The following is a 25,972-nucleotide window of genomic DNA, read 5'->3' as shown; positions in this document are numbered from 1 at the left end:
GATACTGTGTATAAGATACTTGTAAAACAAGAGCTGGCGCCAGATGTAAAATTATTTGAGGTAGAAGCTCCGCAAATTGCCAAAAAGGCACAGGCTGGTCAATTTGTTATTTTACGAATTGATGAACAGGGTGAGCGAATCCCTTTAACAATTGCCGACTACAGCAGAGAAAAAGGAACTATCACCATTATTTTTCAGGAAGTTGGTGCATCAACCCGTAAGCTGGGAATGTTGGAAGAGAGTGATTGCCTGTTGGATTTTGCAGGCCCATTAGGAAAACCAACTCATGTGGACAAAAAGGGAGTGGTTGTCTGCATTGGCGGGGGAATCGGCATAGCACCGGTTTATCCCATTGCCCGGGCGATGAAGGGAGCAGGCAATCAAGTAATCTCTATTATTGGAGCCCGCTCCAAAGGAATCCTCATCTATGAAAAAGAAATGGCTGTTGTCAGTGATAAGCTATATATTACTACAGATGACGGTTCGAAAGGCCAGCAGGGCTTTGTCACTGACCCGCTAAAAGCGTTGATTCAATCGGGCATAGAAATTAAAGAAGTTATTGCTATCGGCCCGGTAGTAATGATGCGCAGTGTGGCGGAAGTAACAAGGCCGTATGGTATATATACCGTTGTTAGCCTAAATCCCATAATGGTAGATGGGACAGGCATGTGCGGCGGCTGCCGGGTCTCGGTGGCGAACGAAAATAAATTTGCCTGCGTTGACGGCCCTGAATTTGATGCTCATCAAGTTGATTTTGCGGGGCTTATGGTCCGTCAACAGATGTATAAAGATAAAGAGCAAGGAGGCTGCCAATGTCATTCGCGTTAAAGAAGACCAAAATGCCTGAACAAAGTCCGGAGGTCAGAAATAAAAACTTCTGCGAAGTGGCCTTAGGGTATAGTGATGATGATGCTATCCTGGAAGCGCGCCGCTGCCTGCAGTGCAAAACAGCTCCTTGCCGCAAGGGGTGTCCCGTTGAAGTAGATATACCGGCATTTATCAATCAAATAAAACAAGGCGATATAGAAAGCTCCAATCTTATTATTAAAAGTACTAACGCTTTGCCCGCTGTTTGTGGCCGAGTTTGTCCACAGGAAGAACAATGCGAAAAATACTGCGTTTTGGCAAAGAAAGGAGAAGCGGTTGGCATTGGCAGACTGGAACGTTTTGTAGCTGATTATGCTCGCGTTCACGGTGAAGTACTAAATGCAGTAGAATTTGCTGCTAATGCTCAGCGAGTGGCTGTTATCGGTTCCGGACCGGCAAGTCTTACCGTTGCCGGCGAATTGGCGAAACGGAGTTATAAGGTTACCGTATTTGAAGCGCTGCACCTTCCGGGCGGCGTGCTGATGTATGGGATTCCCGAATTTCGCCTTCCTAAGGATATCGTTCAGGCAGAAATTGCTAATCTGGGCAAGCTAGGCGTTGAGATGGTGGTTAATTCTGTAATTGGACAGACTTTTACTGTTGATGAGCTGCTAGATGAGGAAGGCTTTCATGCAGTCTTCATTGGCACAGGTGCGGGCCTGCCTCATTTTATGGGCATGGAAGGTGAAAATCTAAACGGAGTTTATTCGGCTAATGAATTTTTGACACGCTGCAATCTGATGAAGGCGTATCAGTTTCCTGCATATAAAACACCAATACATGTAGGAAAAAATGTAGCAGTAATCGGAGGCGGTAATGTAGCATTGGATGCTGCTAGAACAGCGCTGCGCCTGGGTGCTCAAAAGGTATATATCGTCTACCGCCGATCAGAAGAAGAAATGCCGGCCAGGCGGGAAGAGGTTCATCACGCAGAAGAAGAAGGTGTTGATTTTCGGCTGTTAACCAGTCCGCTTAGTATAGCTAGTGATACTAAGGGCTGGGTAACTGGTCTCAAAACCCTGCGGATGGAATTAGGGGAACAAGATTCTTCCGGGCGGCGCCGGCCAGTCGAAGTAGTAGGTTCGGAAGCCGAATTGGCAGTGGATACAGTCATTATTGCTATCGGACAAGGGCCTAATCCATTAGTACAAGCAACAACAACAGGCCTTGCGGTAGATAAAAGAGGCAATATAGTTGCGGATGCAGAGACTGGTGAGACAAGTCGAATGGGAGTTTTTGCGGGGGGCGATATAGTTACCGGTGCAGCTACTGTAATTTTAGCAATGGGGGCCGGGAAGAAAGCTGCAACGGCTATTGATGCTTATTTGCAAAAGTTAAAGACAGCACAAGCCTGTTCTGTTTAAAGAAGAGAACCCGTACCGCTGAATAACGGTACGGGTTCGTATCAAATTAGACCTCATCAACTATTTGACCGGTTTTGGATAAATCGTATCCGCCGATTCCTTGCACTTCATTGATAAAGGCTTTAGAACGCAAGGCCGTAAGTAGTGCCTGAAATAAAGGCTTATCCGCATCATCTTTGCGGATGACAATGTCATAACGCTCCACCTGGAGGGGAATGAAATCAACACCTTGCACTTGCTGAGCAGCTTTTTCAATACCTATCCCTACATCGGCATCGCCTCTGGCTACTGTGCTGGCAACTGCTAAATGGCTCATCTCAATATGGGAGTAACCTTGCAAGTCTTTTGTACTGAGGGAGAGTTTTCTTAGCTGCTCATCAAGCAGCACTCTTGCACCTGAACCGCATTCGCGATTGATGATGCGTACGTCAGGCCGGGTTAGATCTTTCCAGGAGAAAATGCCTTTGGGATTTCCCTTGGCGACATAGAAGCCTGCATTGCGGTGAACAAGATTAATAAGCAAAGCCTTGTGTCCAGGCAAAATGCGTCGAATATAGGGGCTGTTATAGTTTCCTGTATCACTGTCCCATAAATGGGCAGTGGCAACGTTCGCGGTGCCGCGATACAGGGCAAGGAGGCCGTCCATGCTGCCAACATAATTGCGCAGAAACTTGATTTGAGGAAACTCTCTCTCCAGATGTCGCGTTAAGATATCAAGAACGACATCCTGACCGCAAATGATCAGGGAATCCTGGCTGGCCGGAGGAGAATCCACTTGCTTTGATACCGCCGTGGAGGAGGCTCCTTTGGATTTTTGTATATAATGGTCAAGATCTGAAGCTTGTACACGAACTTTGCGTCCAATGTGATAGGCGGCAAGGTCACCACGCTTGATCATTTCATAAACGGTATACTTGGAAATCTTTAAAATATTGGAGACTTCTTCCGGAGTATAGGAATTAGTATCACTCATAGTGGGCACCTCAAAAATAAAAATCTTCTTGCCAATATCATACAACAAGTATTATAATTAAGCCAACATAGTTTATGTTAGTTTATGTTTGTTTTTGTGACAACTGAATCAGCAATGGAGCTGCTAGACTTAGCTATTTGTAGGCGGAGTTTAGCTTTTTTTATATATTTTATACCAAAAACGGCAAATCCCCCCTTTTTTGTTCAGTTATGTTTGGTATGTTTATTTTGATAATATAAAGGAGGAAGATCAAAGTGAAAAGAACTCTTTCGTTATTTCTGTTGGTGTTAGTTACATTGGCCCTTGTTGCAGCCGGGTGTGGCAGCAGTACGCCACCTGCCCAAAATGCTCCTGCTTCCAAGCAAGCTGAACTCAATGTCTCTGCGGCTGTCAGTATGAAAGATGCATTAGCTGAAATCCAGAAAATCTATCAGGAAAAAAATCCAAATGTAAAGATAATTTATAACCTAGGTGCTTCAGGCGCGCTGCAAAAGCAGATTGAGCAGGGTGCTCCAGCAGATCTTTTTATATCGGCAGCTCCCAAACAGATGAATGATCTGGCAGAAAAGAATTTGGTGAATACAGCTACCCGCAAGAATCTGGTAGAAAATAAACTGGTCGTTGTTGTGCCAAAGGACTCGAAGCTCGAAATTGCAAAATATGAAGATTTAACCAAAGAGGGGATACAGAAACTTGCTTTGGGCGAAACGGCAACTGTGCCAGCCGGGCAATATGCTCAGGAAGTTCTAAAGAAGCTCTCCCTTTGGGACAAAGTACAAGATAAGGTTGTGTTTGCCAAAGATGTCCGTACCGTACTCGCTTATGTAGAAACAGGCAATGTTGAAGCAGGTATCGTATATAAGACAGATGCTGCTTCCAGCGATAAAATAAAAATAGCAGCTACTGCGCCTGAAGGTTCTCATCAGCCAATCGTTTATCCGGCAGCAGTGCTGTCCGGTGCGAAACAATCTAAAGATGCCGAGGCCTTTTTAACATACTTATTTAGCCCGGAAAGCAAAGCTATCTTCGAGAAATATGGCTTTGTAATGAGTAAATAATATTCTACGCAAATGGGAGCGGTACTATAAGCTAGGAAGGTTTAACTGATAACGGATTTAGTCCGGTCAGTGAGAAATAAACTATGGAAACAATGATAGAATGGCAGCCTGTAGTGCTGTCGTTAAAAGTCGCTTTTGCGTCAATTGCATTTGTATTTGTATTTGGGATGCTTGCAGCATATTTAATGAAGACGCTGCATTTTCCGGGAAAGGCGGCGGTTGAGGCTTTATTTATTCTGCCAATGGTATTACCACCAGTGGTGACAGGGTTTCTGCTGCTGCTGTTAATTGGCAAAAATGGTCCGGTAGGGAAATTCCTGGGTCAGCATTTTGCCACTCAGATTATTTTTACTCCTTATGCGGCCATCCTGGCGGGAGCGGTAGTGGCTTTTCCGCTTATGTACCAAAGTGCCAAGGCTGCTTTTCAGAGTGTAGACAGCAAGCTGGAGGATGCGGCCCGTACCTTGGGGGCGGACGAATGGCGGGTTTTCTGGACCGTTACCGTACCGCTGTCCTGGCCGGGCTTGGTTGCCGGACTTGTGTTATCATTTTCCCGGGCATTAGGTGAGTTTGGCGCTACTATAATGGTGGCAGGAAATATTCCGGGGAAAACACAAACCTTGCCGCTAGCCATTTATTTTGCCGCTGAATCAAATGACTTAACGCTGGCGGGCCTGTATGTACTGATCATCAGCGCTCTGACATTTTCAATGATTTACTGGCTGAATATCTGGTCAAAGACCAAAGACAGGAATGCTGCCGGAAGGGGGTTGTTTTAATGCTCCATATTGACATTACTAAACAATTGTCAGACTTTGAGCTGAAGGTTAATTTCTCAGTTGAAAATAGTATTTTAGTCCTGTTTGGTCCGTCGGGCTGTGGAAAGACAACTACTCTTAGGTGTATTGCCGGTCTGGAAAAGCCTGATTCAGGCGTAATTGCTAACCGGGAATTAAAACTTTATGCTTCAGGGACCAATGAGTTCATACCGCCTAATAAGCGTCGTGTCGGGTATATGTTCCAGGATTATGCATTATTTCCGCATATGAATGTGCACAAGAATATTTGGTACGGTGTATCTAAAAGTGATGCAAAGGCGCAGGATTTATATAAAAAGCTGCTCCGGCTGCTTAAAATTGAACAGCTTACTGAGCGCTTCACCGATAAGCTGTCAGGTGGTGAAAAGCAGCGCGTTGCTTTAGCCAGAGCCTTAATGGCAGAACCGGAAATTCTGCTCTTGGATGAGCCTCTTTCGGCACTGGATCATGATACCCGCCTGGAACTACAGGCTGAATTGAAAAATATGCAGCAGCTTTGGAATATACCTTTCATTTTAGTTACCCATGATCCTCAGGAAGCGAAGGCCATAGGACATGAAGTGCTTTTTCTGGAGCGCGGCAGGCAGGTTACGGCTCCAACTAACTGGGAATGTTCCTGCCCGGGGCGCTTGCAGGCTGTTAATTAAACAGGGAAATATATTGAAAAATAAAAGACTCCTTACTAAGCAGCTCGTACAAGAAGTACGCTGATAGCAAGGAGTCTTTATTATATTTCGCAGGGAAAGCTAAGTCCCCAGCTTGAACGGGCTTTGTCCATCAGTGCCAGGACATCAATTGTATTCTGATGAGTCATAATGGTACTTTCCCGCACTCCTGCCAGCAAGCAGCGTTCAGTTTCTTTTATTTGGTATTCAAAACCGTTAACTAAGAAAGGTGAGTCTACATTGTAGGGGGTCTCGTTGTCAATTGTCACTTGAAAGGACGTTAATGCTGTAAAATTTGGTAAGGATATATGTCCTTTTGTGCCGTAAATCACGGCAAGCGGGTCAATTATTGAACCGATAGTCGTAACTAAATGGGCAGTAGGACCATTTTCATAGGTGAGCATAATGCTATTAAAGGTATCTGTACCATATTCGCCAATCAGGGCACTCGTATACAGCTCTTTTGGCTTATAGCCCAACAACATAGCAGCGACGCCAATTGCATAAACTCCGATATCCAGTAAAGCACCACCTGCCAACAAGGGATCAAATTTCCTGATGTACCTGGCGCCTGTTGGGGCAAAGCCATATTCTGCTCTAAAATGTGTAATATTTCCAATTGTTTTTTCGGCAAGTGTTTTATACAGTAACTGATAAGCGGGGAGAAATTTTGTCCAGAAGGCTTCCATGATAAAGCGATTCTTCTCTCGGGCAAGTTCGAAAAGTTCGGCCGCCTGGACTGCATTGACTGTAAAGGATTTCTCGCATAAAACATGTTTGCCATTTTCTAAGCAAAGCTTTGCGTTTTCGTAATGTAAGGAATGGGGTGTGGCGATGTATACAACGTCGATATCAGGATCACGGGCTAAGTCTGAGTAAGAGCCATATGCTTTTGGGACGATATATTCACTTGCAAATTGATTTGCTCCATCCGTATTGCGTGATGCGACGGCGGCAAGCTCTCCACAATCGGATAACTGATTAAGCGTGGCTGCAAATTTTCTGGCAATCGTACCTGTTGAAAGAATTCCCCATTTAATTGGTGGTGTCATGCTCAAAAATCCTCCTGCTAGCATCGTTATAGTCATATAGTACCATGATAGGTATATTTTGTATCTAGGCAATGAAGCGCTCAGGTCGGAACAACAGCCATCTGTGTAGTTGGTGCTGTTCTTTGATTGTTTGTCGGCGCATATGATAAAGCGAATGTACAGCCGCTCAAAGGATAAAGCACTGTTGAATAGCTGTAAGCTGGCAACGAGAGAGGAAGGATTATGATGACATCAAAAATTATGACGGTCTGCGGTCCTATCGCACCGGAACAGCTTGGATTCACCTCCATGCATGAGCATATATTCTCCGACTGCTCCATGTTTCGAAACCGCATTCGAAAAATAGGAATTGTGAAGGACCGGGGACTTGTAAAGCCGGATGAAAAAATAACTTTAGAAAATCGCTCGTTTCTGCGCCATAATATTGCGTTATCTGCTGACAATATGAAATTGGATGATGAGCAGATGATGATTGCTGAAATTATTGATTTTAGGCTTAGTGGCGGCAATGCGATTCTTGAAGTCAGTGCACCCGGTATTAGGAGTACGGCTGACGATTTGTTTGTTCTCCGCCGGATCAGCGAGGCGGCAGGGGTTCATATTGTGGCCTCTACCGGGCTGTATGCTCAGTATACCTGGCCGGAGCTATATCACACGATGAATTACCACGAGTATGTTGCGTTTCTGCGCCGTGAAATTGCACAGGGCATTGGCAATACAGGGATTCTTCCAGGGCACATTAAAGCAGCTTATGAGGTGTATACAGAGCAGCTTGAGATATACTTGCGGGCAGCCGCGTTTGTCTCCGGCGAAACAGGACTGTCTCTGCAAATACATCTCGGTCTTGATGTTTCGCCCGAAGAAGTGCGGGACAATGTAGTGCGTCCGCTGCTCGAAGGTGGCTGCATACCGGAACGCACAATTCTTTGCCACATTCAGTTGTTATTGGGTTTTCTGTCTTTGGAAGAGCTGGTAAACAATCCGGGGCGGGTTCCTTTTAATCTTAGTCTGCACAGGGAACTGCTTAAACAAGGTTTTGTGCTTTCCTTCACGCCTTTTGGATTCGAGGCAGATGATGAACCGCTGGGAATGGTATTGTATCCCGACTGGTATGCATTATCTGGATTAGTTACTCTTATTAAGGAAGGGTATGCAGCGCAGCTGGTTATCGGCAATGACGTTTTCACCAAACTTGCCACTCGCCGCGGCGGAGGGGAAGGGTATCGCCGTCTTGCTGATTTCGTTGTACCGGCTTTGAAACAATGTGGAGTGAGCGATCAGGATATCTATCAGATAACAGTAGCAAACCCTGCCCGGCTGCTGGCTTTTTGAACAGCCAGGACTGAAAGAGGCGTAGAGCAGCTTCCCATCTTGTTAAGTGGAGGGGGGCTGCTTTCCCTATTTTCTTCAAGAACAGAAAAGCAATAGTTGTTCATTGTTAGAAAAATAGATGTGTTACAGTTAGTGCATGACATTAGACTACCAAAATCGAAGGGAGATTTATATTATGCAAAGACGTGTGGTCATCACCGGCATGGGAGCGGTAACTTCTCTGGGAGTGGGTGCCGAGAATTTTTGGAAAGCGATCAAAGCAGGTCAATCAGGAATAACACCAATTGAACGCATTGATGTAGCGGATCTCCCTACCCGGATAGGGGCAGAAATAAAGGACTTTAATGCAAGCCAATTTATTGAAAAAAAAGAAATGAAAAGAATGGACCGCTTTGCTCAATATGCAGTGGCGGCAACTGCTTTGGCGGTTGACCATGCGTATTTGGATGTAACGGCCATTAACCGTAAGAGAACGGGAGTCATTATTGGTACCGGTATCGGTGGGGTTGAAACAATCGAGAATCAGCATGCGGTACTGATGGAGAGAGGTGCAGACCGGATTAGCCCATTCTTTGTCCCGATGATGCTGCCTAACATGGCAGCAGGCCTTATTGCTATTAAATATAAATTAACCGGGTTTTCTGAATGTATTGTTGCCGCCTGCGCATCATCAAACAATGCTATCGGTGATGCCTATAAGGTTATACAGCGAAATGGAGCGGATGTTATGATTGCCGGTGGAGCTGAAGCAGCGAATACCCGGCTTGCTCTGGCAGGTTTTTGTGCAATGAAAGCCATGACAACTAATAATGATACGGCAACAGCCAGCCGCCCCTTTGACCAGAATCGAGATGGCTTTGTACTAGGAGAAGGTGCCGGCGTTTTGATTCTGGAAGAGCTTAATCACGCCGTAAACCGTGGTGCCACTATCATAGCAGAGGTTACCGGTTATGGCTGTACGAACGACGCCTATCATATTACCGCAGTTGCCGAAGGGGGAGAGGGAGCTGCCGAGTGTATGCGTCTGGCGATCGAGGATGCTTGCATAAAGCCTGCCGCTATTGGGTATATCAATGCTCACGGGACGTCAACACCGGTGAATGACCGCAATGAGACAGCAGCAATAAAGGCAGTATTTGGTGAATATGCCTATCGATTGCCTGTGAGCTCAACTAAATCAATGACTGGGCATTTGCTGGGAGCAGCAGGCGCAATTGAAGCTATTATCACTGCATATGCGCTAAAAGAAGGATATTTGCCGCCTACGATTAATTATCAAACACCAGATCCTGAATGTGACTTAGACTATATACCTAATGTAGGCAGAGAAGCAAACATTGAATACGCTCTGTCAAATTCATTTGGTTTTGGGGGACAAAATGCAACGCTGGTTTTAAAACGTTTTTAGTGGTTTGAACCGATTAGAGGAGGCGTGCTATGATCGATATCAAAGAAACGATCTCCACGTGTGTTGATTTCACGGAGGCCAATCTGGGTAACAAAATAAACCTCGATGATATTGCGCTGCACTGCAAGATTTCCAAATACCATTTGCACAGAATGTTTAAAGCTTTAACCGGTGAATCGTTAATGGATTATGTTCAATCCCGTAAGCTGTCTGCTAGTATTAATGATTTGGTTCATACGAACAGGCGGGTAATCGATATTGCTTTCGACTATGGCTTTGAGTATGAACAGTCGTACATTAGAGCTTTTCGTAAAAGGTTTGGTTACACTCCGCAGAAAGTCAGGTCGGAGCAAATGTCGCTGCATATTCAGGAAAAGCTCAATAGCAGCGACATATATTCTGTTGCTAATTCTGCGGTGTATAAGCCTGAGTTTGTCTTTAGACAACGATTTTTCCTCATCGGTATTCAGCACAAAATTATGAGCAAGTCCGGTGACAAAACTGCGAATGCCTATGGGAGGGACTTTTTTTATCATCATAAGCAGCAGGTTGCCCATCCCGTTAATCCTCATATTTATTACGGGTATACCGATTGGAGTGCGAGCGACCAAGGATACATTTACTATATGCCTTCTGTTCAGGCTGCAGAATTGACTGCAATTCCTCCTGGGATGCATGGAGTCGAGATACCTGCCCATAAATATGTGGTTTTCCGTTTTGTTGGTTTTTTTCGCCCTGATGACATTAATGGCCGGCAAGTAGGAAGACTGTTAGTCCATATGTACTCAAAATGGATATTCAATTCCGGTTTCAAATTTGCCGATACTTTCCGGTTTGAGTATATAGATAGCTCGCTATCAAAGGACAATTATTGCGAACTCGATATATATCAACCTATTACGGCAATTGAATGATCAGATAATAGAAAGAGGGTGTCGCAAAACGCTTTTGAAAGCAAATACGACATCCTCTTTTTCTTTGTATATACAGGCATAGAGATGAGCGGAAAAGCACGGCTTATACTTTTGTCATCGAAACAAAAGTATCAAAAATTCTAGGCCTGTCTTCCAAAATGCTTGGGTAATACTCATCTTACTAAAATTCGTAAACTCGCTGCGCTCAAACAGCACGAATTTCTTAACGTAAGCTAAGGATTACCCATCCTGCGGACCGCATTTTTCCAGAAGGGCCGGAAGGAAACGGGGCAACGAAACTTTTAGCGGGCTTTAGTTTTGGGCAGATGCAACACTTGCTGCCGAATTGCGAATGAGTTCTAATGCGTCAGTTACTTCGTTTCCGATCATAGCGGATAACGTATCCAGGGTAGACATGGCCGCTGTCCCATCAGGCCGGCATATCGTTTTATCCACGAGATAGCTGCTGGAGGAGGTTGAGTAGGCTTTGACATCCAGTGCGACATCCAGAGGACGTACGGAGAGCAGGAGTATGTAATTAACATGGCGGGCGTCGCTGTAGGCGGATAATGCTTGCGGTGTAGCATCGTTCGCTGTGTTGATCTGACAACGGCTTAGATCGCGTAATACCTCATTGCCTGACTGTACCTCGCTTCCCAAAAGCAGCGCATTTACTTTGAAGCGGATGACTTCATTCAGTGCTTTGTTCAGCAGGTCTATTCCCGGAACATAGTGGCCCGAAGTATCAATATATAAGGCGATAGCTGCAGTGGCATTGCTATCTACTGCAGCAGCTGAGCCGATTGAACAAGTCAATAGTAATAGGAGCAAAACACAAAGAACGCGGGTTGTTGATTTCACCTTGATACCCTCTTTCCAATGGATTTTGAGGCTTTTAGCCAACGAAATATATTATAGCACTATTTGCTGAGTCTGATGGCATTTTTTTCATCCGTTACTTTCCTATCGGAGGCAGCGTTATTATAAGTGACTGACCAGTCGAAGAGAAGGGGGAGCAATTATGAAGAAAAAATATACAAAAATCGCTGCTGCTATGGCTGGTGTTTCGCTAATGGCCGCTATGCTGCTGCCGCTTGCGGCAACAGAGGTAACTGCTGCTAAGTGGTTTGGCGGTAAAGAACAAAAAGAGTTGGCTGCTAAGCCTCAGAATGAATCGACTGAAGAAGCGGCGATACCTGCATATAAAGTGCTGGATGATGAAAAAAGTGAAGCTCAAGCTGTTGAAGAAGCCGTTGTCGTAAAAGCTAATGGCGAAATGGAGCAGGTTGCTGTAGTGGAGGCAGCCGATCAACCAGTTAATGTCGATATGGTGCCGGCTGAAGAATTGAAAAGCTTACAGAAGCAGGTTGAGGCCGATCAAAAGGTGTGGCTGCTTGATCCGGTACTTGTACTGAAAAATTCTGCTGACCGTTATGGTTTTAATGATAAAGAAGATACCTTTACCCTGCTGTCAGCTGACAGAACAGCAGGTATTGCCAAGGTATTGGTAGGGCACGGTGAGAAGTATTATCTTGTTCAACTGAAGCAGCCTGGTGGAGCTGGCAGTAGAAAAATATGGCAGGTTGTATCAATTCAGCAAGTTAAAACAGTAATTAAGAATCCTCCGTCACACGGCGATAAGGTTGATATTGGTCCCGGCGTAGCAGGGCTTGATTATAATAAGTTAATTAAATGGCAGCAAGACGTTGATGCTGGTCGTGACCGCTGGCGGCTGAATCCGCTGGAAGTGGCCCGCCAGGAAGGGAAAGCCTATGGGTTTTCTGACAAGGATGAATTTACGATTGTTCGCCAATACAGCGGTACAAGCCTGGCCCGGCATGGACAAATTGATATAGATGTGAAACATGACGGCAGGGTATATGCGATGATTCTCGTTAAGCCTTTTGGCGGCGGTGATGCTATCTGGACGATCTATAAAGTAACGGGACCTGTGAACCCGGTATCGCAGCCAGAGAAACCTGTTTCCGGTGAAAAGGTACTTTACTCTACTAATAAGTATACATCCTGGAAATGGTATGATGACCGCTATTTAAAGGATATGTCGTTTAAAGCTATTGTTGCCTCAGCGGACGTAAAAGAGAATGATGTGTTGGCTGAAAAATTAAAAGCGATTGATTATCAGAGTAAGCTTGTACTAGCTGCCTATCTGGGGACGGCTGGCGGCGGCTATGATATTGGCATTGAAAGAATACTGCTCAACGGCAATCAATTAACGGTACGGGTTCACACTAAGAGTCCTGGACCGGGTGAAATGACTACAAAAAATATTACCTTCCCGGCGGACTATGTCGTGCTTGACCGTCAGATTGCTGATGTCTGGGGTGGTTTGAATGTAAGCTTTGTTGATCAAAATGGTAAAGTCCTTCAAAAAATGAAAATTACGATTCGACATTAAACAAGAAGGCTTGACTGGTAAATAAAGGTAGAGTAGAATAAAGCTGTAATTTAATAGTTTACAACCAAGGGAGTCCATGTTATGGGCTGAGAGTGAGGCTGTGAGTCTCTGACCTTATGACCTGATCGAGATAATGCTCGCGGAGGGAGGTGTTTTGTGCATACTACGTGCCTATCCTTTGGGGAGGCACGTTTTTTTATTTTATTTCACTATGAAAGGAAGGGGATTTGATGAAGTTGACGCTCAATGGTAAAGAAGAGGAATTTGTAGACGGAGCAACGGTAGCAGCATTGATAAAAGCCAGAGGTCTAAATGGAGCCTGTATTGTTGTTGAATACAATCATGCGATCCTAAAGCAGGATGAGTGGGAGACGGTAGTCCTTAAGCCGCATGATATGCTGGAAATTGTTTCATTTGTGGGAGGGGGCTGATAATATGGGAGACCAGCTGATTATTGGCGGTCAGCCAGTGGCTAGCAGGCTGTTTTTGGGTACTGGCAAGTTTTCTTCGCATACAATTATACCTGAAGTGATCCGAGCTGCAGGAGCGCAGGTGATAACAGTGGCATTAAGGCGGATAGAGCCCAATAATGCCCAGGAAAATATTGTGAATTATATCCCTGAGGGGTCGATCCTGATGCCGAATACTTCGGGTGCAAGGACGGCAGAGGAGGCAATACGCATAGCGCGTTTAGCAAGGGCTGCCGGTTGTGGCAACTGGATTAAAATCGAGGTTATTTCTGATGCCAAATACTTGTTGCCTGATAATCTAGAGACAATTAAGGCAACGCAAGTGCTGGCGGCAGAAGGATTTATTGTTCTTCCTTATATGAGTCCCGATTTGATGGCTGCTAAAAAAATGGCAGAAGCAGGAGCGGCTGCAGTTATGCCGTTAGGATCGCCGATTGGCAGTAACCGCGGTTTAAAAACAAAAGAATTAATTCGCATATTAATTGAGGAAATTTCTGTACCAGTTATTGTTGATGCAGGGATTGGGCGGCCTTCGGAGGCTGCCGAAGCTATGGAAATGGGCGCCGCAGCGGTGCTGGTCAATACCGCAGTAGCAACAGCCGGTGACCCTGTTGCTATGGCGCGCTCTTTCGGGCTGGCAGTAGGTGCCGGACGCATGGCTTATTTGGCGGAACCGGAAAACAGAAAGGGTTATGCAAGCGCATCATCGCCATTAACCGGTTTTCTACATAGTTAATAGGATGGAAAGCAGGGATAATATGAGTGTTCAGAGTGTGATTGAGCAGTACCGGAATTTTAACATAGATACATTCTTTGAAAGTATTACAGACCGGCAGATTGCAGGCGTGATTGCCAAGGATGAAATGAATTTGCTGGATTACCTGACACTGCTCTCGCCGAAAGCTGAGGCTTATTTAGAAGAAATGGCATGCAAAGCCCACTGGTTGACGACAAAGCGTTTTGGCCGGACCATTCTGCTGTATACGCCGCTGTATTTGGCTAATTATTGCGTTAATCAATGTGTATATTGTGGTTTTCATGCGGGGAACAGTATTACCCGAAAAAAACTGACGCTGGAGGAAGTTGCTGACGAAGCGCAAGTAATAGCACAAACCGGGCTTAAGCATCTTATTATTTTAACAGGAGAGTCAAGACGACACTCGCCTGTCAGTTACATTAAAGACTGTGTAAATGTCCTGCGTAGTTTCTTCACCTCAATCAGTATTGAAATTTATCCGCTGGAGCAAGAAGAGTATGCCGATTTAGTAGCGTGCGGTGTCGACGGGGTGACTGTTTACCAGGAAGTATATGATCAGACAATCTATGAGCAGCTGCATCTTGCCGGTCCCAAACGCAACTATTCTTATCGGCTGGATGCGCCCGAGCGGGCTTGCCTGGCAGGAGTCCGAACTGTGAATGTTGGCGCTCTTCTAGGTCTCCATGACTGGCGCCGGGAAGCATTTATGACTGGTATTCATGCTAACTATTTGCAGCAAAAATTTCCGGAAGTAGAAGTCAGTATGTCGCCGCCTCGCATGCGGCCCCATGCTGGGGGATATTTGCCTAATGTCGAAGTCAGCGATAAGAATCTGGTGCAGTATTTATTAGCTTATCGCCTGTACATGCCATGCAGCGGAATTACACTGTCGACGAGGGAGCCGGCAAAGCTGCGCGATCATTTGTTAAAGCTTGGCGTCACAAAAATGTCAGCTGGATCCTGTACTGCGGTGGGCGGTCACATTGAACAAAATGCAACGAGTCAATTTGAAATTTCTGATGACCGCAATGTGGCAGAAGTAGCTGCCATGCTTTCGAGAGCGGGTTATCAACCTGTTTATAAGGATTGGCAATTATGGTAACGCAGGTTGGAAAGGAGGCAGTGGTATGAGTGTACTTGAACAAGGGTTGCTGCGCTATTTAAAGCCGGAAGTGATTGCAAAATTACATTCCGTGAAAATTGGTATAGCCGGAGCAGGCGGACTTGGATCAAACTGCGCACAAATGTTGGTTCGTACCGGTTTTATAAATTTTAAAATTGTAGACTTTGATTGCATCGAGAGCAGTAATCTGAACCGACAGTTTTTCTTTAGTCATCAGGTTGGATTGCCTAAGGTCGAAGCACTACGGGATAATCTTAGGCTGATTAATGAAGCGGTAGCGGTAGAGGCACTGCAGTTGAAGGTGGACCATGATAATGCAGCAGGATTGTTTGCAGACTGCAATGTGGTTGTCGAAGCTTTTGACCGGCCTGAATATAAGAAGTTGATTGTTGAAACCTATCTCCACTCAGCAGAGCTACTTGTCGCCGTATCTGGTCTTGCGGGCTGGGGGAAAAGTGAAGATATCCGGATACACCGACGAAAAGAAAATTTTTATGTCGTTGGCGACTGGGTATCCGCAATTAGTGACGACTGCCCACCGTTGGCGCCACAGGTGCATGTAGCTGCGGCCAAGCAGGCGGATATTATAGTGGCTCATTATTTAGGGAAATAATAATGTATAAAGGAGGGTGACGCAAATCGCTTTTTGATAAGCAAATGCGACACCCTCCTTTTCTTTGTATATCAGGCAAAAGAACCGAAGGTTAATTATTTAATTCATTTGCCAGAGAGTCAAGACGGTTGGTCATAGAGTTAGTCTGCTGAATGGCAGCTGTTACCTGGATGATGGAGTCTGTTATTTGTCCGATGGCATCGCCGATTAGCTGCATTTGGTTGGCAGTATAGTCGCTATCGTGTTGGATGCTTCTGATGATATCCTCGATCTGCTTGATCGAATCAGCGCTTGTGCCGGCTAATTTACGAATTTCCTGGGCAACCACGCCAAAGCCGCGGCCCTGGTCTCCGACGCGGGCAGCCTCTATTGCTGCATTAAGGCCTAACAAGTTTGTCTGAGAAGCAATCATCTTGATTAAACTTAGGACTTGATCAGATTCGCGCACGCGATCCTTTGACTGAAAAGTTGTTGTGGCAAGTTCGCGGCTAATAGCAGTAATCTCTTGCGATTGAGCAGAAATTTTTTCGGCGCTGGCAGCCAATACAGTGACGCTTTCGTTAAGGTGCTGAGACATTTCTTTCAGTGTTTCCTGTCTGGAGATGCTTTCTTGTACACTTGCGGCGCCAATAACTTTTCCGGAATCATCCAGCAGAGGAATGGCGACAGCGATATAAGGAATGCCAAATAATGATTTATCCGCTCTGATGGTTGCCCGCTTTTTTTCGTGTATTGCACGGTACACGGAGCTTCCAGGCTTTAACGGCATTCCAGGGGAAACCTTTAGGTCCAGGTCTTTGCCTGCTTTGTAGTACAGATAGTTCTCTCTGTCGGTAATACTGACGCCTACATCGCTTGTCAACAACTCGTTTAGGTAGGGCATAACAGTTAAAAAACTGGCAAGAATATCGGGTTTTCTTTCCATATGCGTAAACCTCGCTTCGTAAGATTGTTCTTGGAATAAAACATGCAATACTTATGCCAAGCATAAAAACAGGCAAAAAGCGGCTCGGAAATGATCGAATTGTCTAATAAATGACACATATTGTATGTCTTTGTAGACAAAATAACGCTTAACAAGAGATGGAGTTCCCAAAAGTTAATGGATGTATATTGGGATTATGCAATTTTAAAAAGGGATACAATCATGTCTGCATTGAGGTTTTTCCGAACATTATTCACATAAAACAAAATATCATTCGATAAAAGTGTTGACACGTCATTGTCCTTAATGCTATGATAATCAAGGGAAAAAACGCGTACATTCTCCAAACAACTCAAATGGCGGTCGTATAGGGCCGGTTTGAGTTATTTTTGTGGCCTTCGGACAGAATAAATATTCGAGGTGAATTACGTGAAACAATATGATGTAATTGTTATAGGTGCCGGTCCGGCTGGGATTTTTACAGGCTTGGAATTGGCTGATAAAGGACTGAATGTTCTTATACTAGAAAAGGGCAGGGATATTACTTCCCGCAGCTGCCCAAAAGAAACCCATAAAACGCCCTGTGTTAACTGTAAGCCCTGTGATATTGTCTGTGGCTGGGGTGGTGCAGGCGCTTTCAGTGACGGAAAACTTACCTTAACTACTGACTACGGCGGTATTTTAGATGAGTATATGGATAAAGTTGAGCTGCTGAGGCTCATCGAGTATATAGATACTGTGTACGGTAAGTTTGGCGGTAATGTGCGTAAGGTATATGGCGACGATCATAAAGACGAGATTCGCCGACTCCAACGTGTCTCAGCTTCGGCAGATTTAAATCTTATTCCCGCGAGAATTCGTCACTTAGGTACTGATGTAAACTTGCAGATATTAACCCGTATGCGGGAATATCTTGATGATAAAGTTGAAATTCGCTCCAACACGACTGTCGAAAAAATTGTTGTTGAAAATGGTCAATATGTGGGTGTTGAAGTCAAGGGCGAAATTATCAAAAGTAAATATTTAGTTGCTGCTCCTGGCAGAGAAGGGTCGGAATGGTTTGTTGACCAAGCGGCCAAACTGGGAATGGGCATGATGACAAATCCGGTAGATATTGGCGTCCGTGTTGAACTGCCAGCAGCTGTGATGGAACATATTACAGATGTAGTATACGAATCTAAGCTGGTCTACTTTACAAAATCCTTTGATGACCGCGTGCGTACCTTCTGTATGAATCCGTATGGCTTTGTCGTTACAGAAAATAACGGTGGCTTAATTACCGTTAACGGACACAGCTATGCAGATAAGAAGAGCAACAATACTAACTTTGCATTGCTTGTTTCTAAGAGCTTTACTGAGCCTTTTAAAGAACCAATTGCCTATGGGAAGTCCATTGCCCGCCTGGCTAACATGCTCGGAGGCGGCGTAATTGTCCAACGGCTGGGTGATCTTTTGGACGGACGGCGGTCGACTCCGGAGCGTATCAAGCGGGGGCTGGTAGAGCCTACGATGAAAGATGCTACACCGGGCGATTTGAGTCTGGTCCTACCTTATCGTCACCTTGTGGCAATTAAAGAAATGTTTGAAGCGCTTGATAAAGTGGCACCTGGCGCAAATTCCCGTCATACCTTACTCTATGGTGTGGAAGTCAAGTTTTACTCATCTCGTCTCACGTTGACGAATAAGCTGGAAAGCGAGATTCCTAACTTTTTTGCGATTGGCGACGGTGCCGGAGTGACCCGCGGATTAGCGCAAGCTTCAGTAGCGGGTGTTGTTGTAGCAAAAGAAATACTGGCCCGCGAAGGCGGCAAATAAGGAGCGAGATTCATGATCAGAAGATACACCAAACCGGAAATGGGCCGAATCTGGACAGACGAAAATGAATTTCAGACCATGCTGGATATTGAAATATATGCATGCGAAATTATGGCCGAGTTAGGGCAAATTCCGGAAGAAGCAGTACCTGTTATTAAAGAAAAAGCTAAGTTTTCAGTTGATCGAATTCGTGAAATTGAGCGCGAAATTCATCATGACATTATTGCGTTTTTGACGGCTGTTGCTGAGCATGTTGGTGATGAGGCTAAATATATTCATATGGGCCTTACTTCCAGCGATGTAAAAGATACAGCATTAGGCTTCATGATGAAGCAGGCTGCTGATCTTATCATTCGTGATCTGGAGAAATTCCGCGACGTATTGAAACGGCGGGCAGCTGAGCACAAATATACGGCTATGATCGGGCGGACGCATGGGATACACGCTGAGCCAATTACACTGGGTTTAAAATTTGCCTTATGGCTTGATGAGACAGAGCGAAACATTGAACGTATGAAGCGCGCCCGCGAAACGGTAGCGGTTGGCAAATTATCCGGTGCAGTGGGTACGTATGCCAATATTGACCCTAAAGTGGAAGCTTATGTCTGTGAAAAAATGGGGCTGAAAGCGGCAAAGCTGGCTACGCAGGTCATTCAACGGGACCGTCACGCTGAATTTATGTCGACCTTGGCGATTATTGCAAGTTCATTAGATAAATTTGCTACGGAAATTCGCAATCTCCAGAGAACGGATATTCGCGAAGCCGAAGAATATTTTCATCCTAACCAAAAAGGTTCATCCGCAATGCCTCACAAGCGCAACCCAATTACTTGTGAGAGGGTAAGCGGTTTGGCCCGGGTAGTGAGAGGGAATGCTCTCGCAGCATTTGAGGATGTGGCGCTCTGGCACGAAAGGGATATCAGCCATTCTTCTGTAGAACGGGTTATCTTGCCTGATAGTACAATACTGGTAGATTATATGCTGCACATTTTTACGAATGTTGTAGATAAGCTGCTTGTCTATCCGGATGCCATGAATGCAAATATGAATAAGACTGGCGGGCTCATCTTCAGTCAGCGTGTACTTTTAGCGCTTGTCGATAAGGGTGCCGTCCGGGAAGACGCCTACCGGTGGGTGCAGCGCAATGCGATGGCCCGTTGGCTGGAAGGGCAGGATTTCAGAACGAATCTGAAAAATGATCCTGATATTCGTCAATATTTGACGGATGAAGAACTGGAAGTGTGTTTTGATCCTAGTTACATGTTACAACATGTGGATACCATTATGGCCCGTTTCGGATTATAACAGGTTTACGCTTTTGCTTTAAGCGAATCGTGAACGATATGGAAGGGAAGATGTGTATATGTCATCATCAGTAGTTGTTATTGGTACTCAATGGGGCGATGAAGGAAAAGGTAAGATTGTTGACTTCTTAGCGGAGAAGGCAGATGTGGTTGTTCGCTATCAGGGCGGAAATAATGCAGGTCATACAGTTGTTGTCGGTGGCGACGAATTTAAGCTTCAGCTGTTGCCTTCAGGGATATTATATAAAGGGAAAACGTGCGTTGTCGGTAATGGTGTCGTTGTAGACCCGGCTGTTATGTTGAAAGAAATTAAAGGCATGCATGCTAAGGGAATTGACGCATCGGGGCTGAAAGTGTCTAACCGGGCGCATGTTATTATGCCGTACCACCGGCTGCTTGATGAGCTGGAGGAAGTAGCCCGTGGAGATCATAAAATTGGAACTACCAAACGTGGTATCGGTCCTTGCTACGGCGATAAAATCGATCGCGTTGGTATCCGGATGGTAGATCTCTTAGATGAAGAAGAATTTAGTGAAAAATTAAAACGCAATTTGGAAGCCAAAAACCATCTCCTAAAGAACGTTTATGGGGCGGAAGGCTTTGATTATGAGCAAGTTAGAGCGGAATACCTGGGATATGCCGAAGAATTGAGACAATACGTAACAGATACGTCTACTGTACTGAATGAAGCTATAAAAGCCGGACAAAAGGTTCTGTTTGAGGGCGCTCAGGCAACTTTATTGGATCTGGATCATGGTACGTATCCCTATGTTACCTCATCTCATCCTATTGCTGGTGGCGCTTGCGTCGGTGCCGGTGTGGGGCCCAAACAGATTGGTAAGATAATCGGTGTGGTTAAAGCGTACAGTACCCGTGTGGGTGAAGGCCCCTTCCCGACGGAATTGCTTGACGAAACAGGCGATATGATCCGCGAACGGGGACGTGAATTTGGTACGGTTACCGGACGGCCTCGTCGTTGCGGCTGGCTTGATGCGGCTGTAGTACGGTATGCCGGTATTGTAAGCAGTATTGAATACATGGCGATTACCCGTCTGGATATTCTTGACGGTCTGAAAACCTTGAAAATCTGCACCGGTTATAAATATAAAGGTGAAATTATTAATGAATTCCCTGCTAGTCTTAAAGTACTGGGACAAGTGGAGCCAGTATATGAAGAATTGCCAGGCTGGGAAGAAACAATCAGCGGCATACGCACTTATGACGAATTACCTGCTAATTGCCGCCGGTATGTGGAACGCTTGAGCGAAGTAACTGGCATTGCGGTCGGGATTGTTTCGGTTGGTCCACGTCGTGATCAGACGATGATATTACACGATATGTTTTAGTTCTTAATTGATGAATAAGTAAGTAGGCTTGCAATAAAGACTGTTGCAGGCCTGCTTATATTTTTATTTGGATTAAGGGGTGAAAGGGGAGGGGGACTATGAATACCGTTATACGGCCTGAACTGGTATTGCTGGCAGTGGCCTTCTTATGGGGCATTAATCCTCCGATCATGAAGGTTGGCTTAATAAGTCTGCCGCCGCTGTCATATAATGCAGTCCGCATGATGATCGCGCTTGTTTGTGCTATAGTGGTTCTGCTGATATCTAAACAGTACCGCCCGGTTGAAAAACGGGATATTTTTAAAATTCTAAAGGTCAGTATATTTGGTTTTTTTGTATTTCAATTCTTTTTTACATTAGGGATTCAACGGACTTCAGCAGGAAATGCTTCCCTTATATTGGGAATGCTGCCGGTTTGGGTGGCAATTCTCAATCGGGTTTTCAAGCTGGAAGAGGTGCTGAGCAAGTCTGTGATCATCGGGATTGGAATGTCCTTTGCCGGAATTCTGCTCATTGTTTTGGGATCAGACAGAGAGATGAGCTTTTCCTCGGAACATATGATGGGAGTGCTGCTACTATCGGCAGCTCAAATTGGCTATGCTTACTATACCATCTTTTCTAAAGAATTAACGGCTCACTATTCGTATTATCAAACAACGACTTTGATAGTTCTTGTTAATATGATCCTGTTTGCGCTGATCGCAATGCCTGAACTGATAGAAGTTGACTGGCGCAAAACATCGGAGGGGGCATGGCTGAGTGCTGCCTATTCCGGCATCTTTGCCATGTGTATCGGTAATTTTTTATGGATTTGGGGAGTGAGTCTGCTCGGTAGTGCTACGGCATCACTGTATAATAATCTGTCGCCTGTCTTTGCAATTGTCGTGGGATATCTTTTGCTTGACGAACCTTTTGGCCTGTTGCAGCTTGTTGGAGCAGCTATTGTCTTTTGGGGGTTATGTTTAACCCGCAAGCCTAACAAGAATAGTAAAGAGATTCTATAAATTCCCTGCAGCTTGCCCTATTGACCATTGGGAGCAGTTCTGCTATACTAAATAAGTTCCCGAATGGTTGGACATGCGAGCAGGAGATTAGTAAAAAAGAAGTTGACAATAATGTCAGCATATTGTATACTAAAAACCTCATCAGACATGACCTACTAGCTCAGTTGGTAGAGCACCTGACTTTTAATCAGGGTGTCGATGGTTCGAGTCCATCGTGGGTCACCATTTTTTCTGGCCCGTTGGTCAAGCGGTTAAGACACCGCCCTTTCACGGCGGTATCAAGGGTTCGATTCCCTTACGGGTCACCAATCCCGGGCGATTAGCTCAGCCGGGAGAGCGCCTGCCTTACAAGCAGGATGTCGGCGGTTCGATCCCGTCATCGCCCACCAATGTTTCAAGCCAGCGACGGATTAGAAATGTCCAGATGCTAGGCATCCCGATCACGCGAGCGCAGACAGTACATGTTGGTACGGCCAGCGAAGCGTGCGTAGGGGTAACAACGCAGATGGGCGTTTATAATCTGGCGCATTCGCGGCCCTGTGGTGTAGCGGTCTAACATGCCGCCCTGTCACGGCGGAGATCGACGGTTCAAATCCGTTCAGGGTCGCCATTTTGCCTCGGTAGCTCAGTCGGTAGAGCAGAGGACTGAAAATCCTCGTGTCGGCAGTTCGATTCTGCCCTGAGGCACCATTTGTCCATAACCTTACAAGCTGTTGCTTGTAAGGTTTTTTATTTGCTTGACAAATGATAATTACAGAGTATAATGGTAATATTAAATCCCTAAAGGGGAGTAGCTTATTGATCACGTCAACATACTGCCGCAATTTTTTGCGTCTGGCGTGAACGTTGGATTAATTCGTCCAATTAGCGAGACCTTTAGTATGACTTTTTGGTCATACTAAAAGTGTCTCGCTTTTTATTATTTTTAAGGAGGATTCTAAAAGATGGAAGCATTTATTACGTCATTTGTTTTTGTTGTCTTAGCTGAGATGGGGGATAAAACGCAGCTGCTGGGAATGTGTTTTGCCACACGATACCGCTGGCAGACGGTGCTGGGGGGAGTGTTTGTTGCCACTATTCTTAATCATTACCTGGCCGTAGAGGTCGGCAGTTATTTAACCCGCTTTATTCCAATGAGTTACATACAAATTGCAGCAGCAGTGTCATTTATTGTATTCGGTTTATGGACAATCAGGGGAGACGAAATGGGAGACTGTGATGCGTCTAATAAGTATAGTCCTTTTTGGACTGTCGTTATTGCGTTCTTTATTGCTGAAATGGGAGATAAGACACAGCTGGCTACAGTTGCGCTAGCTGCCAAATACAACCAGCTTATACCTGTGTGGATGGGAACCACGGCAGGAATGATGGTAGCAAATGCGATTGGTATTATTATTGGTGTAACGCTGGGTAAGCAAATTCCCGAGAGACTGGTGAAATGGGTATCAGCAATCATATTTATCTTCTTTGGTTTTGCCGGGTTGTATCAAACCTTGCCTGCATACCTGCTTTCAGCTCCCAATATTATTGGGGCCGTTCTGCTTGTACTGGTTCTTATCTATGTCGTAAATCGAATGGGTAAAGATGGTCAGCCTGTGGAAGAATAAAAATAAAAGCCGCCGATAGGCGGTTTTTTATTTGGCAAGGATTGTGAGCAGAAAAAAGGGATGCTGCAGAGAGTCTTGAATAGCAGAAAATATAGAGCGATTGGAGGGTGGGTATATGAGTACGGACGAAGCCTTTTATTCGGAGTTATATTGTGCTGAGTATCTACGGCGCCTTAACCGGTTTGTTGTAGAGTGCCGGCTGGCAAATGAAGTAGTGGAGGCTCATCTGCCCAATCCCGGCCGGATGTGGGAATTGCTTTTCCCGGGGCGAAGGATGTACTTGGCCGCGAACGATGGTATTGGGAAAAAGACACGTTTTAAGGTAATTGGTATTGAGCGTGAGGGGATACCGGTTATGCTCGATACTCATTATAGCAACCGGGTTGCTGAAATGCTTATTCAGCAAAAGCGTATTCCGGGGTGGGAAGAATGGAGTATAGCAGGCCGGGAAGTAACTTTTGGCGATAGCCGGATTGATCTGTTGCTCAGCCGGGGAGAAGAACGATTTGTTGTGGAAGTTAAGTCGTGTACATTATTTGGTCATGCAATTGCGATGTTTCCTGATGCAGTTACCGAGCGGGGGCGCAAACACATAAGCAGGCTTGTGAAGCTTGCTGGTGAGGGATATAGGGCGGGAATATTATTTTTGGTTCAATGGCCCCGCTCTTCTTGGTTTTTACCGGATTATCATACCGACCTGGCTTTCGCGCAAACCTTATATGCCGCTAGAGACAAGCTGGATATTAAAGCGGTAACGCTGGAGTGGCAAGAGGATTTCCGATTAGGTGAACGTGTTGCGGAAGCGACGATTCCCTGGGAACTTATTGGCCGAGAAATGAATGACAGCGGCAACTATATTGTCGTGCTGCGACTTGATCAGGGGAAAAAACTATCCATCGGCAGTAAGGGTGAAATAAACTTTCCAGGTGGATATTATCTGTATGTAGGTTCAGCAAAGCAGCATCTTTCGAAGCGCCTTGAGCGGCATAGGCGGAAACGCAAACGATTTCACTGGCATATTGATTATCTGCGTCAAGCTGCAGAGTTCCATGCAGCTATCGCAATTCGAACGACTGCTTCCCTGGAACATGATATTGCCCGCGCAATAGGGCAAATTGCTGATTGGGAAATTGCTCAATTTGGCTCGTCCGATTGCAGCTGCTTGACCCATCTTTTTGGTATGGATACCGATCCACTGCATACGCCGGCTTTTATAGAGGTTTTGCAGCACTTTCGGATGGATATTCTGGAAGAAGAAATATAGACAAGTACGCGGTCTGGTACTATGATAAGTGGTATGGATTTATAGAGATTGTCACAGTAACTGTGTGACTATATAGAATGTTGATAAAAGAGGGCATAGAGATGATTACACTAACAACTGCCTATGTTTTTTGTGTGGTTTTATTTGCCAGCTTCTTGCAAACTCTTACCGGATTCGGTTATGCCCTTGCGGCGGCCCCTCTCCTTGCTCTAGCGATAAATCCCAAAGATGTAGTTATGCTGGTTTTGTTTACGGGGTTGCTTGTAAAAGCGGTTATGGCCTGGCATACTCGGCGCGAAGGATGCTTTTCCAATGTTTTTCTCATGTTTATGGCCAGTATCACCGGCGCTTTGCCGGGAGCTTTTGTTATGGCCTATATCAGTAATGATATGTTAAAAATATTTATTGGTATTGTGCTGGTGGCAGTAACGGTGATGATGTATCGTCAAGTAACCCTGAGAATTCAGAATCACCGTATTGCTCAAGCTGTTGTCGGCTTGAACAGCGGCTTTCTGGCTTCAACTACCAGCCTGAATGGACCTCCTATTGTCTTGTACTATATGAATGAGGAAGTTGAAAAAGAAACCATACGTGCCAACCTTGCCCGTTATTTTGTCTTGGGAAACACTGCTTCTTTGGTCCTGTCTTACTTGCTGGGTACATTGAATGTGTCTAATCTCGCATCCAATGTTGCTATTAGCATTCCGGCATTGTTAATCGGCTTTTGGGTGGGGGAAAAGGCGTTTTCGAAAGTAGATAGCCAAATGTTTCGTAAGCTGGCATTAGGAGTTATTTCGGTTAGCGGTATGATATCTCTGGGGTCTGGATTATGGAACTGGCTCCATTGAATTCGGGTAATGAATGTAGGCGCTTTCAA

Annotated in this window: 24 protein-coding genes, 5 tRNA genes and 1 riboswitch; of the genes, 25 read left to right on the top strand and 4 right to left on the bottom strand. The window is 45.3% G+C overall.

What is annotated here, in order from left to right:
* The first annotated feature begins 6 nt into the window (after window positions 1–6).
* Together RTR76_RS00205 and gltA are read left to right on the top strand one after the other, a co-directional pair.
* Window positions 7–828 (top strand): sulfide/dihydroorotate dehydrogenase-like FAD/NAD-binding protein, encoded by an 822-nt coding sequence (locus RTR76_RS00205; protein ID WP_312515151.1) that lies wholly within the window; start codon window positions 7–9, stop codon window positions 826–828.
* Complete coding sequence (gltA, locus tag RTR76_RS00200; protein ID WP_312515148.1) at window positions 813–2,231, top strand: NADPH-dependent glutamate synthase; 1,419 nt, start codon at window positions 813–815, stop codon at window positions 2,229–2,231. Before RTR76_RS00205 ends, gltA begins: the two co-directional genes overlap by 16 nt.
* A gap of 46 nt (window positions 2,232–2,277) precedes the next feature.
* On the opposite strand, the gene RTR76_RS00195 is transcribed toward gltA, so the two are convergent.
* Window positions 2,278–3,204: a helix-turn-helix transcriptional regulator gene (locus tag RTR76_RS00195; RefSeq protein WP_312515146.1), complete on the bottom strand. Its 927-nt coding sequence runs from the start codon at window positions 3,202–3,204 to the stop codon at window positions 2,278–2,280.
* A gap of 254 nt (window positions 3,205–3,458) precedes the next feature.
* Between RTR76_RS00195 and modA the strand changes: the two genes are divergently transcribed.
* The 3 genes from modA to RTR76_RS00180 all read left to right on the top strand — a co-directional run bounded on the left by modA (window position 3,459) and on the right by RTR76_RS00180 (window position 5,727).
* Entirely contained in the window at window positions 3,459–4,262 is an 804-nt protein-coding gene (gene modA, locus RTR76_RS00190) for a molybdate ABC transporter substrate-binding protein (RefSeq protein ID WP_312515143.1), read from the top strand.
* A gap of 83 nt (window positions 4,263–4,345) precedes the next feature.
* Window positions 4,346–5,041: a molybdate ABC transporter permease subunit gene (gene modB, locus RTR76_RS00185; protein ID WP_312515140.1), complete on the top strand. Its 696-nt coding sequence runs from the start codon at window positions 4,346–4,348 to the stop codon at window positions 5,039–5,041.
* Window positions 5,041–5,727: an ATP-binding cassette domain-containing protein gene (locus RTR76_RS00180; RefSeq protein ID WP_312515137.1), complete on the top strand. Its 687-nt coding sequence runs from the start codon at window positions 5,041–5,043 to the stop codon at window positions 5,725–5,727. The genes modB and RTR76_RS00180 overlap by 1 nt, the downstream gene beginning before the upstream one ends.
* Window positions 5,728–5,807: 80 nt before the next feature.
* Here RTR76_RS00180 and RTR76_RS00175 read toward each other — a convergent pair whose 3' ends face one another.
* On the bottom strand, window positions 5,808–6,797 hold the full coding sequence (locus RTR76_RS00175) for a Gfo/Idh/MocA family oxidoreductase (protein ID WP_312515134.1): 990 nt from the start codon (window positions 6,795–6,797) through the stop codon (window positions 5,808–5,810).
* A gap of 222 nt (window positions 6,798–7,019) precedes the next feature.
* Here RTR76_RS00175 and RTR76_RS00170 point away from each other — a divergent pair, with 222 nt between their 5' ends.
* From RTR76_RS00170 to RTR76_RS00160, 3 genes are all read left to right on the top strand, one after another.
* Window positions 7,020–8,129 carry a phosphotriesterase gene (locus RTR76_RS00170; protein WP_312515131.1) on the top strand — a complete coding sequence of 370 codons (1,110 nt, stop codon included), beginning with the start codon at window positions 7,020–7,022 and terminating at the stop codon, window positions 8,127–8,129.
* A 175-nt stretch (window positions 8,130–8,304) separates the two neighbouring features.
* Window positions 8,305–9,537: a beta-ketoacyl-ACP synthase II gene (gene fabF, locus RTR76_RS00165; RefSeq protein ID WP_312515129.1), complete on the top strand. Its 1,233-nt coding sequence runs from the start codon at window positions 8,305–8,307 to the stop codon at window positions 9,535–9,537.
* Window positions 9,538–9,566: 29 nt separating this feature from the next.
* Complete coding sequence (locus tag RTR76_RS00160) at window positions 9,567–10,451, top strand: helix-turn-helix domain-containing protein (RefSeq protein WP_312515126.1); 885 nt, start codon at window positions 9,567–9,569, stop codon at window positions 10,449–10,451.
* Window positions 10,452–10,763: 312 nt separating this feature from the next.
* On the opposite strand, the gene RTR76_RS00155 is transcribed toward RTR76_RS00160, so the two are convergent.
* Window positions 10,764–11,312 carry a hypothetical protein gene (locus RTR76_RS00155; RefSeq protein ID WP_312515123.1) on the bottom strand — a complete coding sequence of 183 codons (549 nt, stop codon included), beginning with the start codon at window positions 11,310–11,312 and terminating at the stop codon, window positions 10,764–10,766.
* A gap of 160 nt (window positions 11,313–11,472) precedes the next feature.
* On the opposite strand from RTR76_RS00155, the gene RTR76_RS00150 reads away from it, so the two are divergent.
* From RTR76_RS00150 to thiF, 5 genes are all read left to right on the top strand, one after another.
* Window positions 11,473–12,867, top strand: a complete 1,395-nt coding sequence (locus RTR76_RS00150) for a protease complex subunit PrcB family protein (protein ID WP_312515120.1) — start codon at window positions 11,473–11,475, stop codon at window positions 12,865–12,867.
* Window positions 12,868–12,923: 56 nt separating this feature from the next.
* A riboswitch (TPP riboswitch) is annotated at window positions 12,924–13,032 on the top strand.
* Window positions 13,033–13,097: 65 nt separating this feature from the next.
* Window positions 13,098–13,298: a sulfur carrier protein ThiS gene (gene thiS / locus RTR76_RS00145; RefSeq protein ID WP_312515118.1), complete on the top strand. Its 201-nt coding sequence runs from the start codon at window positions 13,098–13,100 to the stop codon at window positions 13,296–13,298.
* A gap of 4 nt (window positions 13,299–13,302) precedes the next feature.
* On the top strand, window positions 13,303–14,073 hold the full coding sequence (locus RTR76_RS00140) for a thiazole synthase (RefSeq protein WP_312515115.1): 771 nt from the start codon (window positions 13,303–13,305) through the stop codon (window positions 14,071–14,073).
* Between the two features lie 22 nt (window positions 14,074–14,095).
* Window positions 14,096–15,196: a 2-iminoacetate synthase ThiH gene (thiH, locus tag RTR76_RS00135; protein WP_312515112.1), complete on the top strand. Its 1,101-nt coding sequence runs from the start codon at window positions 14,096–14,098 to the stop codon at window positions 15,194–15,196.
* A 25-nt stretch (window positions 15,197–15,221) separates the two neighbouring features.
* Window positions 15,222–15,830, top strand: a complete 609-nt coding sequence (gene thiF, locus RTR76_RS00130) for a sulfur carrier protein ThiS adenylyltransferase ThiF (protein ID WP_312515109.1) — start codon at window positions 15,222–15,224, stop codon at window positions 15,828–15,830.
* Between the two features lie 91 nt (window positions 15,831–15,921).
* Here the strand turns inward: thiF and RTR76_RS00125 are convergent, their stop codons facing one another.
* A complete protein-coding gene (locus tag RTR76_RS00125) occupies window positions 15,922–16,755 on the bottom strand; it encodes a methyl-accepting chemotaxis protein (RefSeq protein ID WP_312515106.1) in 834 nt (277 codons plus the stop codon).
* 429 nt (window positions 16,756–17,184) lie between these two features.
* Here RTR76_RS00125 and RTR76_RS00120 point away from each other — a divergent pair, with 429 nt between their 5' ends.
* The 12 genes from RTR76_RS00120 (at window position 17,185) to RTR76_RS00065 (ending at window position 25,943) form a co-directional block, all read left to right on the top strand.
* Window positions 17,185–18,570 carry an NAD(P)/FAD-dependent oxidoreductase gene (locus RTR76_RS00120; protein WP_312515104.1) on the top strand — a complete coding sequence of 462 codons (1,386 nt, stop codon included), beginning with the start codon at window positions 17,185–17,187 and terminating at the stop codon, window positions 18,568–18,570.
* 12 nt (window positions 18,571–18,582) lie between these two features.
* Complete coding sequence (purB, locus tag RTR76_RS00115) at window positions 18,583–19,875, top strand: adenylosuccinate lyase (protein ID WP_312515101.1); 1,293 nt, start codon at window positions 18,583–18,585, stop codon at window positions 19,873–19,875.
* Between the two features lie 58 nt (window positions 19,876–19,933).
* Complete coding sequence (locus tag RTR76_RS00110; protein ID WP_312515099.1) at window positions 19,934–21,220, top strand: adenylosuccinate synthase; 1,287 nt, start codon at window positions 19,934–19,936, stop codon at window positions 21,218–21,220.
* A gap of 98 nt (window positions 21,221–21,318) precedes the next feature.
* Window positions 21,319–22,224, top strand: coding sequence for a DMT family transporter (locus tag RTR76_RS00105; protein WP_312515096.1), 906 nt, complete (start codon window positions 21,319–21,321; stop codon window positions 22,222–22,224).
* A gap of 149 nt (window positions 22,225–22,373) precedes the next feature.
* Window positions 22,374–22,449 (top strand) — tRNA-Lys (locus tag RTR76_RS00100).
* Window positions 22,450–22,457: 8 nt separating this feature from the next.
* Window positions 22,458–22,532, top strand: a tRNA-Glu gene (locus tag RTR76_RS00095).
* Window positions 22,533–22,537: 5 nt separating this feature from the next.
* Window positions 22,538–22,613: transfer RNA gene (locus RTR76_RS00090), tRNA-Val, on the top strand.
* A 144-nt stretch (window positions 22,614–22,757) separates the two neighbouring features.
* Window positions 22,758–22,834: transfer RNA gene (locus tag RTR76_RS00085), tRNA-Asp, on the top strand.
* Between the two features lie 4 nt (window positions 22,835–22,838).
* Window positions 22,839–22,914 (top strand) — tRNA-Phe (locus RTR76_RS00080).
* Window positions 22,915–23,168: 254 nt separating this feature from the next.
* The gene (locus RTR76_RS00075; protein ID WP_312515093.1) at window positions 23,169–23,831 is read left to right on the top strand and encodes a TMEM165/GDT1 family protein; all 663 of its coding nucleotides are present in this window, start codon (window positions 23,169–23,171) and stop codon (window positions 23,829–23,831) included.
* A gap of 115 nt (window positions 23,832–23,946) precedes the next feature.
* Window positions 23,947–25,095: a DNA/RNA nuclease SfsA gene (gene sfsA / locus RTR76_RS00070; RefSeq protein ID WP_312515090.1), complete on the top strand. Its 1,149-nt coding sequence runs from the start codon at window positions 23,947–23,949 to the stop codon at window positions 25,093–25,095.
* 101 nt (window positions 25,096–25,196) lie between these two features.
* Window positions 25,197–25,943, top strand: coding sequence for a sulfite exporter TauE/SafE family protein (locus tag RTR76_RS00065; RefSeq protein ID WP_312515087.1), 747 nt, complete (start codon window positions 25,197–25,199; stop codon window positions 25,941–25,943).
* Window positions 25,944–25,972 lie beyond the last annotated feature (29 nt).

The organism is Anaerospora sp. (assembly GCF_032013335.1).
In the GTDB taxonomy this organism is placed as follows: Bacteria; Bacillota; Negativicutes; order Sporomusales; family DSM-15969; genus Anaerospora.
This window is presented reverse-complemented; position numbering and strand designations above follow the sequence as displayed.